The 6,277-nt window shown below is 71.1% G+C and carries 7 protein-coding genes and 1 pseudogene; 2 read left to right on the plus strand and 6 right to left on the minus strand.

From position 1 onward, the window contains the following. Nucleotides 1–2: 2 nt before the first annotated feature. Together AC5P09_RS41135 and AC5P09_RS41140 are read right to left on the minus strand one after the other, a co-directional pair. Nucleotides 3–1,007, minus strand: coding sequence for a permease (locus AC5P09_RS41135; protein ID WP_493878810.1), 1,005 nt, complete (start codon nt 1,005–1,007; stop codon nt 3–5). 145 nt (nt 1,008–1,152) lie between these two features. Continuing rightward, on the minus strand, nt 1,153–2,502 hold the full coding sequence (locus AC5P09_RS41140; RefSeq protein ID WP_493878811.1) for a helix-turn-helix domain-containing protein: 1,350 nt from the start codon (nt 2,500–2,502) through the stop codon (nt 1,153–1,155). A 161-nt stretch (nt 2,503–2,663) separates the two neighbouring features. Between AC5P09_RS41140 and AC5P09_RS41145 the strand changes: the two genes are divergently transcribed. Further along, complete coding sequence (locus tag AC5P09_RS41145) at nt 2,664–2,834, plus strand: hypothetical protein (RefSeq protein ID WP_493878812.1); 171 nt, start codon at nt 2,664–2,666, stop codon at nt 2,832–2,834. 49 nt (nt 2,835–2,883) lie between these two features. Here AC5P09_RS41145 and AC5P09_RS41150 read toward each other — a convergent pair whose 3' ends face one another. Continuing rightward, nucleotides 2,884–3,510, minus strand: a complete 627-nt coding sequence (locus tag AC5P09_RS41150) for a nitroreductase family protein (protein WP_493878813.1) — start codon at nt 3,508–3,510, stop codon at nt 2,884–2,886. Nucleotides 3,511–3,658: 148 nt separating this feature from the next. Here AC5P09_RS41150 and AC5P09_RS41155 point away from each other — a divergent pair, with 148 nt between their 5' ends. Continuing rightward, the gene (locus AC5P09_RS41155; RefSeq protein WP_493878814.1) at nt 3,659–4,147 is read left to right on the plus strand and encodes a MarR family winged helix-turn-helix transcriptional regulator; all 489 of its coding nucleotides are present in this window, start codon (nt 3,659–3,661) and stop codon (nt 4,145–4,147) included. 106 nt (nt 4,148–4,253) lie between these two features. Here the strand turns inward: AC5P09_RS41155 and AC5P09_RS41160 are convergent, their stop codons facing one another. The 3 genes and pseudogenes from AC5P09_RS41160 to AC5P09_RS41170 form a co-directional block, all read right to left on the minus strand. Further along, entirely contained in the window at nt 4,254–5,072 is an 819-nt protein-coding gene (locus AC5P09_RS41160) for an ABC transporter permease (RefSeq protein ID WP_493878815.1), read from the minus strand. Beyond that, entirely contained in the window at nt 5,069–6,025 is a 957-nt protein-coding gene (locus AC5P09_RS41165; RefSeq protein WP_493878816.1) for an ATP-binding cassette domain-containing protein, read from the minus strand. Before AC5P09_RS41165 ends, AC5P09_RS41160 begins: the two co-directional genes overlap by 4 nt. Before the next feature lie 12 nt (nt 6,026–6,037). Continuing rightward, nucleotides 6,038–6,277 (minus strand): annotated as a pseudogene (locus AC5P09_RS41170) (DUF4097 family beta strand repeat-containing protein); the annotation flags it as partial.

Below are 6,277 nucleotides of genomic sequence, written 5' to 3' on the forward strand. Positions count from 1 at the left end.
GCTCACAGCAGCCACCACCCGACCAGCACGCTGCTCGCCACGGCCACCACCCAGGTCGCGGCCGAGAACCGTACGGCGAAGGGGCGCCCGAAGGTTCCCGACTGGAGGGCGATCAGCTTCAGGTCGACCATCGGGCCGACGACCATGAACGCCAGCCGGGCGGTGGGCGAGAAGCCGCTGAGCGAGGCGGCGACGAAGGCGTCGGCCTCGCTGCACACGCACAGGACGACCGCCAGGACGGCCAGCAGCAGCACCGCGAGCCAGGCCGAGCCGGTGAAGACGTCGAGCACGGACCGCGGGACAGCGATGTTGAAGGTCGCCGCGGCCGCCGCGCCGACGACGAGGAAGCCGCCCGCGTGCAGGAAGTCGTGCTGGAGCCCGGCGCCGAAGGCCCGCAGGCCGCCCGGGCCGGCCTGGGCGCGTCGCTTGGGCAGCCGTATCCACTCGTCCCGCCCGAACCGGGCCCACAGCCAGCCCATCACCACGGCCGTCCCGAGCGAGGCGACCAGCCGGCCGAGCACCATCTCGGGCTGCCGGGGGAAGGCGATGGAGGTCGCCACCAGCACCACCGGATTGATCGCGGGCGCGGAGAGGAGGAAGGCGAGGGCGGCCGCGGGGGCCACTCCCCGGCTCATGAGGCTTCCGGCCACCGGCACGGACGCGCACTCGCAGCCGGGGAGGACGACTCCGGCGGCTCCCGCGACGGGCACGGCGAGGGCCTGGTTGCGCGGGAGGAGCCGCTTGAACACCTTCTCCGGCACGAAGGCTCCGATGGCCGCCGAGACGACCGTACCGAGCAGCAGGAACGGCACGCCCTGGACGGCGATCGAGGTGAAGACGGTCCACCAGGCGGCGACGGCCGGGGTGTACAGGTCGAGCGCGAGCATCGGCCCGAGGACGGAGAGGACCGTCGCGATGGCGAGCAGCGCCGCCCCGCCGAAGACGGCGTAGAAGAGCGCGCGTACGGCGAGCCGCAGGTTGTCGCCCGCCGTTCGTTGGTTCTCCACGTGCCTGTCCCGGTAGTGCGTGTGTCTGCGCAGTCTCTGTCTTCGCTGTCTCTGTCTGCGCTGTCTCTGTCTTCGCTGTCTCTGTCTTCGCTGTCTCTGCCTCCGCGCACGGTAGCCGGGACCGCTGTGCGCCGTCCCGGTTTCCTCACAGAGGAGGCTGTGCGGGCGCGGGCCCGAGGGTGGTGGTTCCCGGGGCCGTACGGTGTCCGAGCCCCGTCCGGTAGGCGTCCAGCGCGGCCTCCACGCGCCCCGTGCGGCGCAGCAGGTCCCCCAGCAGCCGGCACAGGTCAGCCAGGTCGCCGGCCGCGCCCGTCCGCTCCAGCAGGCTCAGGGCGCGTACATAGTGTTCCTCGGCGGCCTCGGGGTCCCGGGCGTCCTCGGCGATGATGCCGAGGAGGCGGTGGGCGGCGGCGGAGTGCAGGGCGCCGCGTTCGGCGCTGAAGTCGCTGAGCACCTCGTGCAGCAGCTCGGCCGCCTCGTCGGACTTGCCGCGCCGGTGCAGTACGTCGGCCAGCTCGACGGCGACCTGGCTGGAGTAGAGGGCGGCCCGCTTGGCGGAGAGCATCGCGAGGGCCTCCCGCAACTCGGCCTCGGCGCGCTTGAGTTCGCCGTTCTGCGCGTAGACGTACCCGCGCATCCAGTGGCAGTTGGCGAGTTCGGTGCGGAGCTGGAGCTGCCGGTACAGCTCGGCCGCCTTGCCGAGCGAGGCGTCGGCCTCGGCGATACGGCCCTCGGCGAGCAGGGTGCGGGCGACCGAGCGGTGCATCCGGGCCACCAGGGCCGGGTCGCCGACCTGGGATGCCAGGGCGAGGGCGAGCTCGGCGGCCTGGGCGGCGCGGGCGTGGGCGCCCATGTCCATGTAGGGGCCGATGACGCTCGCGTAGAGGAGGAGCAGCGCGTCGGGGTCGTGCAGGCCGCCGCGGTTCAGCTCGTCGAGGGTGGACTCCAACAGATAGACGGCATACCGGAGTTCACCGCCCAGGTAGTGGGAGACGGCCCGGCCCCGGATCGCCGGGACGCGGGCGGGCAGCGGCGCGGCCACGCGGGCGAGCGCCTCCTCTGCCCGCTCGAAGTAGAGCCGGGCGGCGGCCAGGTCGCCGGTGTCGATGCCGGACTCGCCGAGCCCGAGCAGGGCGTCGGCCTGCTCACCGACCAGACCGTGTGCCTCCGCCTGCGCGAGCACCGACGCGAACCCCTCGGCGGCGGCCTCGGCCGCGCCGGTCGCCAAGGTGCGCTGGGCGCCGGTCAGTTGCAACCGCAGTTCGGTGACCAGGTGGGCCGGGCGGCCGGTGGCCAGCTCCTCGAAGCCGACGCCGAGCCGCTCGGCGAGATGCCTGAGGGCGTCGTCGGAGGGGCGGACGCGGCCGGCCTCCAGGGTGGAGATGTAGGCGGGCGTGTAGGCCGGTTCGGCCACCTGTCTCTGGGTCAGCCCGCGGTCGATCCGCAGCTGCTGCACCCTGCGCCCGATGGTCACCGGGTCGTCGCGCTCCGACATGCCCAACTCCCCTAGTGCCTCTTGCCGTTCGACTCCGACAGCCCCTAGGTTAAACGGCGTATTAACCATGCTTAATACGCCGCTGCTTCTGTTTGTTTTCGTTGTGGTTGTTGCGGTTGTTGCGGTTGTTGTTGTCGTCCTGTCGCCGCTGCGAGGTTGTCGTGCTTGATCGCACCAGCGCCACCGAGCGTTACACCAGGGGCATCGTCGCCGCCGTCGTCGCGGTCGTCGCCCTGGTACTGGCGGCGAACGCGGGCCCGGCGAGGGCGGCGGAGCCCCCCGCGCGGCACGCCACGCAGCTCACGGACTCCGCGGCCTCCGCCGGCCGCTAGGGCCCGTCCGGCGGATCAAACGCCGCAGCACGTGTTCTCGCGGAGCGCCTCAGCGGCCGTACGACTCGTCGAAGCAGGTCAGTGCGCGGTCCCGGCGGCCCGGGTGGAGCCGGGTCTCGGCCGGGTAGCCCAGCGGCATGAGCAGGGCGATGTGCACGTCGTCGCGTCCGTCGACGCCGATGGCCTTCTTGACCTCCTCCTCGTCCCAGCCGTTCATCGGACTGGTGGCGAGACCGGCCGCCTGCGCGGCGATCATCAGGAACGAGGCGGCGATCATGGCGTCCTTGACGGCGTACTCGCGCTCGAGGCCGCGTCGGCTCGGGTCCTCGTAGAAGGCCCGGGCGTCGTCGGGCGAGGCGGCGGCGAAGCGGCCCGACCAGGCGCCGCCCTCCAGCGCCGTCTCCCAGATGTCCCCGCGGTCCTCGCGCCAGGCGGCGGACTCGGCGACGAACACCAGCATGACCGGCGCTTCCTGGGGATGCGGCTGGCCTCCGGTGGCCCGGGTGAGGGCCTGACGCCCCTCCTCGCCGGCCACGACCACGATCGAGCGGGCCTGGAGGTTGAAGCTGGACGGCGCTTCCAGGGCCAGGTCGGTCAGCTCCCGCAGCAGCGGGGCGGGGACCGGGTCGGGCCGGTAGTGGCGGACACTGCGGCGCGTGCGGATGACCCGCGCCACGGTGGAATGATCTGCCTCTGCCGGTGCCTCTGCGGTCTTCACGATTCAGCCTTTCGACGTCGAACTATCTGACATCGAGAAGCTAAGCAGTAGGCTAGAACTTAGTCAAACGGTTTGACATCGAATCAATGAAGGGGAGGTGACCGTCATGCGCGACTCCGTCGACGATTTCCTCGACCAATGGGCCGTCCTGCGCACGGACCTGGACCTCGACGCCATGGGCACCGTCGGGCGCATCATGCGGCTCTCACGGCTCGTCGGCGCCGGCCTCAAGGACTACTTCGCCGAACAGGGCATGGAGACGTGGGAGTTCGACGTCCTCGCCACCCTGCGCCGGAGCAACAGGCCGCTCACCGCGAAGGAACTGGCCGCCGGCGTCATGATCGGTTCCGCCGCCCTGACCAACCGCGTCGACCGCCTCGTCGCCCAGGGCCTCGTCACCCGCGAGGCCGTACCCGGCGACCGCCGCAGCCTCCACATCGCTCTCACGGAGGATGGCGCCGCCCGGGTCGACGAGGTGGTGGAGGGCCACGTGAGCAACCAGCGCAAGCTGCTGGCGGGGCTGGGGGTGGAGGACTGCGAACAGTTCAACTCGATGTTGCGTACGTTGCTTGTGTCACTGGGGGATGTGAGGTGAGGGGGTCCGAGGACGCCGACGGGGCGGCGTAGACCGACGGGGTGTCGGAGTACGCCGCCCTGGGGCGGGGGCGGGTTGCGGGAGGTGGCCCGCTTTGTCATGGCGGTTACTTCGGGTCGGCGTTGAACTTCGAGGTCGACCAGAAGTAGCCGAGCACGGTGAGGGCCAGGCACCAGGCGAGGGCGAGCCACCCGTCGTGGCCGATCTCGCTGCCGAGGAGGAGCCCGCGCAGGGTCTCGATGGCCGGCGTGAAGGGCTGGTACTCGGCGATCGGCTGGAACCAGCCGGGCATGGAGTCGACCGGGGTGAAGGCGCTGGAGAGGAGCGGCAGCAGGATCAGCGGCAGCGCGTTGTTGCTGGCCGCCTCGGCGTTCGGGCTGATCAGGCCCATGCCGACCGCGATCCAGGTGAACGCCAGGGCAAAGAGGACGAGCAGCCCGAACGCCGCCAGCCACTCCAGGGCGGTCGCGTCCGTCGACCGGAAGCCGATGGCCACGCCGACGGCCCCGACGAGGACCACGCTCATCACGCACTGCAGCACGCTGCCGACGACGTGCCCGACGAGCACCGAAGGACGGTGGATCGCCATCGTGCGGAAGCGGGCGATGATGCCCTCGGTCATGTCGTTGGAGACGGACACCGCGGTGCCGACCACGGTGCTGCCGATGGTCATCAGCAGCAGGCCCGGGACGACGTACGCGATGTATGCGGACCGGTCCGCCCCGCCGCCCCCGATGCCGGCGCTCATCGCGTCGCCGAAGATGTAGACGAAGAGCAGCAGCAGCATGATCGGCGTGAGCAGCAGGTTCAGGGTGAGGGACGGGTAGCGGCGCGCGTGCAGGAGGTTGCGGCGCAGCATCGTGGACGAGTCGCGCACGGCGAGGGAGATCCGGGTCGGGCGGGCGGGAGTCAGGGGCGTGCTCATCGGACGGTCTCCTTGGGCTGGGTGGGGACGTGGGCCGGGCTGGTGAGGGCGAAGAACACGTCGTCGAGGTCGGGGGTGTGCACGGTCAGCTCGTCGGCCTCGATGCCGGCCGCGTCCAGCCGGTCGAGGAGGGAACGCAGTTCGCGCTGGCTGCCGCCGCTGGAGATCTGAAGCGCGAGTGCCTCGTCGTCCCGGGTGACCTCGAGGAGAGCTGAGGCAGCGGACTGGTAGGCGGCCGGGTCGGTGAAGCGGAGGCGGACGTGGCCGCCGGGGATGAGCCGCTTGAGCTCCTCGGCGGTGCCCTGGGCGGCGATCTTGCCGTCGTTCAGCACGGCGATGCGGTCGGCGAGTTCGTCGGCCTCTTCCAGGTACTGGGTGGTGAGGAAGACGGTGACGCCGTCGGAGACCAGTTCGCGGATGATCTGCCACATGTTGTGGCGGCTGCGCGGGTCGAGGCCGGTGGTCGGTTCGTCGAGGAAGATGATCCGCGGGTTGCCGACCAGCGTCATGGCGATGTCGAGGCGGCGCTTCATGCCGCCGGAGTAGGTGGAGGCGGGCTTCTTCGCAGCCTCGGTGAGGTCGAAGCGCTCCAGGAGCTCGGCGGCGACCCGGCGCCCCTCCTGCTTGGACAGGTGGTGGAGGTCGGCCATGAGGAGCATGTTCTCCTCGCCGGTGATCAGGCCGTCGACGGCGGAGAACTGGCCGGTGACGCCGATCGCGGCGCGGACCGCCTGCGGGTCGGTGGCCAGGTGGTGACCGCCGATGCGGATGTCGCCGGCGTCGGCGGTGATGAGGGTGGAGAGGATCTTGACGGCGGTGGTCTTGCCGGCGCCGTTCGGGCCGAGCAGGGAGAAGACCGTTCCTTCGGGGACGGTCAGGTCGATGCCGTCGAGGACGGTCTTGTCGGCGTAGGACTTGCGCAGCCCGGTTGCCGCGATGGCCAGGTTGGTCATGAGGGGCTCCTTTTAGAGGCTGCGGGCGGTGATGTCGCCGTAGGCGGTGGTGGCGTGGATGGTCAGGGCGGAGTCGGCGCCGTCGGTGTTCTTGAGGGCGTTGTGGATCCGGCCGTGGCTGGTGCCGGCGTCCAGGGAGGCGGAGACGCCGCGGGCGGCGCCGACCGTGATGCGACCGGCCTCGGTGCGCAGGTCGACGGTGCCGTGCAGGGCTTCGGTGATGTGGATGTCGCCCTTCTGGATGCTGATCCG

The organism is Streptomyces sp. a15, from assembly GCF_059026085.1.